Origin of the sequence: Acidiphilium sp. PM, assembly GCF_000219295.1 — a bacterium.
Taxonomy (GTDB): domain Bacteria; phylum Pseudomonadota; class Alphaproteobacteria; order Acetobacterales; family Acetobacteraceae; genus Acidiphilium; species Acidiphilium multivorum.
In genome coordinates this window covers 2,501-5,532 of sequence record NZ_AFPR01000512.1, presented here as the reverse complement: position 1 = coordinate 5,532, position 3,032 = coordinate 2,501, and the positions used below count along the sequence as shown (strand labels likewise).

Sequence of the window (3,032 nt, the reverse complement as noted above, 5' to 3'; positions counted from 1 at the left end):
TGGTTGCGGGGACAGGATTTGAACCTGTGACCTTCAGGTTATGAGCCTGACGAGCTACCGGGCTGCTCCACCCCGCGGTGGATGAGGTTACGATAGGCTGGAGGACCTGGCGGCGACCTACTCTCCCGTGCCTTGAGGCACAGTACCATGGGCGCTGGGGATTTTCACGGCCGAGTTCGGGATGGGATCGGGTGCAGGCTCCCCGCAATGGCCACCAGGTCGTCCAGCCTATCGTTGTTTCTGGGCTGGTGTGGATTTGGTGTGTTGTGTGAGTTGTGTTGGTGTTTGTGCATGGTGGGGGTGGTTGAGATATTCAAGTTCTATCGGGTGATTAGTACCGGTTAGCTGAGCGCGTTACCGCGCTTATACACCCGGCCTATCAACGTGATGGTCTGTCACGACCCTCGGGGAGACCTAGTTTTGAGGTGGGTTTCCCGCTTAGATGCTTTCAGCGGTTATCCCGTCCATACTTAGCTACTCGGCTGTGCCACTGGCGTGACAACCGATGCACCAGAGGTATGTTCATCCCGGTCCTCTCGTACTAGGGACAAATCCTCTCAAGTCTCCAACACCCACGGCAGATAGGGACCGAACTGTCTCACGACGTTCTAAACCCAGCTCACGTACCACTTTAATCGGCGAACAGCCGAACCCTTGGGACCTGCTCCAGCCCCAGGATGTGATGAGCCGACATCGAGGTGCCAAACCTCCCCGTCGATGTGGACTCTTGGGGGAGATCAGCCTGTTATCCCTAGAGTACCTTTTATCCGTTGAGCGATGGCCCTTCCACGTGGAACCACCGGATCACTATGGCCGACTTTCGTCTCTGCTCGAGCTGTCGCTCTCGCAGTCAGGCGGGCTTATGCCATTGCACTCAACAGCCGATGTCCGACCGGCTTGAGCCCACCATCGCGCGCCTCCGTTACTCTTTAGGAGGCGACCGCCCCAGTCAAACTGCCCACCATGCAGGGTCCCGGACCGGGATAACCGGCCGCGGTTAGACATCAAAAGCGCGCAGGGCGGTATTTCAAGGTTGGCTCCACCGAAGCTAGCGCCCCGGTTTCAATGCCTCCCGCCTATCCTACACAGCACTCTTCTGATGCCACTGCAAAGCTGCAGTAAAGGTTCATAGGGTCTTTCCGTCTGACCGCGGGTACCCCGCATCTTCACGGGGAATTCAATTTCGCTGAGCCGATGCTGGAGACAGTGGGGAAGTCGTTACGCCATTCGTGCAGGTCGGAACTTACCCGACAAGGAATTTCGCTACCTTAGGACCGTTATAGTTACGGCCGCCGTTTACCGGGGCTTCAATTCAAGGCTTGCACCTCTCCTCTTAACCTTCCGGCACCGGGCAGGCGTCAGACCCTATACGTCGTCTCTCGACTTCGCAGAGCCCTGTGTTTTTACTAAACAGTCGCTACCCCCTCTTTTGTGCCACCCGCACATGGTTGCCCACATACGGGTCTCGCTTATCCCGAAGTTACGCGAGTAATTTGCCTAGTTCCTTCAACATCGTTCTCTCAAGCGCCTTGGTATACTCTACCAGTCCACCTGTGTCGGTTTAGGGTACGGTCTATACGCTGGAGCTATTTCCCGGAATGCTCAAAAAGCCTGCCCAATCCGATAAGGACAGACAACATCTCGCATTCGTCACTTCCAGCAGGCGGAGGAATATTCACCCCCTTCCCATCGACTACGGCTTTCGCCCTCGCCTTAGGGGCCGGCTCACCCTGCGCGGATTAACCTTGCGCAGGAACCCTTGGACTTTCGGCGACAGAGTTTCTCACTCTGTTTGTCGCTACTCATGTCAGCATTCGCACTTCCGATACCTCCAGGAGGGGTCACCCCATCTCCCTTCACAGGCCTACGGAACGCTCCGCTACCGCGCATGTTTCCATGCACCCACAGCTTCGGTATGTGGCTTTAGCCCCGTTACATTTTCGGCGCAGGATTTCTATTAGACCAGTGAGCTATTACGCTTTCTTTAAAGGATGGCTGCTTCTAAGCCAACCTCCTGGTTGTTTTGGAATTCCCACATCCTTTCCCACTTAGCCACAATTTGGGGACCTTAGCTGGTGGTCTGGGCTGTTTCCCTCTCGACGATGGACCTTAGCACCCACCGTCTGTCTGCCGTGCAAGACACTTCGGTATTCGGAGTTTGGTTAGGTTTGGTAAGGCTTTGGGCCCCCCTAGCCCATCCAGTGCTCTACCCCCGAAGGCATACACACGACGATCTACCTCAATAGATTTCGCGGAGAACCAGCTATCTCCGAGTTTGATTGGCCTTTCACCCCTAGCCACAGCTCATCCCCGACTTTTTCAACAGGCGTGGGTTCGGCCCTCCAGTGCGTGTTACCGCACCTTCAGCCTGGCCATGGCTAGATCACTCGGTTTCGGGTCTTCTGCCTGCAACTATGCGCCCTATTCAGACTCGCTTTCGCTACGCCTACGCCTACCGGCTTAAGCTCGCTGCAAACAGAAACTCGCTGACCCATTATACAAAAGGTACGCCGTCACCGCAGATGCGGCTCCGACTGCTTGTAGGCATCCGGTTTCAGGTCTCTTTCACTCCCCTCGTCGGGGTGCTTTTCACCTTTCCCTCACGGTACTTGTGCACTATCGGTCACCAGAGAGTATTTAGGCTTGGAGGGTGGTCCCCCCATCTTCAGACAGGATTTCACGTGTCCCGCCTTACTCAAGGCCTTGCCATCTCGCTTCGCATACGGGGCTATCACCCGCTATGGCCGGAGTTTCCAATCCGTTCTGCTACTCAATGACAAGGCACTGGCCTGCTCCGCTTTCGCTCGCCACTACTGACGGAATCTCGGTTGATGTCTTTTCCTCCGGGTACTTAGATGTTTCAGTTCCCCGGGTTCGCCTCTACACCCTATGTATTCAGATGCAGATACCCTTGCGGGTGGGTTTCCCCATTCGGATGTCCACGGATCAACGCCTGCTCGCGGCTCCCCGTGGCTTTTCGCAGCGTGCCACGTCCTTCATCGCCTTCTGGTGCCAAGGCATCCACTGAATGC

Annotated in this window: 1 tRNA gene and 2 rRNA genes (1 of these 3 cut by a window edge); all 3 read right to left on the bottom strand. The window is 56.0% G+C overall.

Annotation, left to right across the window (positions count from 1 at the left end):
• A tRNA-Met gene (locus tag APM_RS16130) sits at nt 1–77 on the bottom strand.
• A gap of 27 nt (nt 78–104) precedes the next feature.
• Nucleotides 105–219 (bottom strand): 5S ribosomal RNA (rrf, locus tag APM_RS16125).
• A gap of 91 nt (nt 220–310) precedes the next feature.
• Nucleotides 311–3,032, bottom strand: a 23S ribosomal RNA gene (locus APM_RS16120) (it continues 16 nt past the right edge of the window).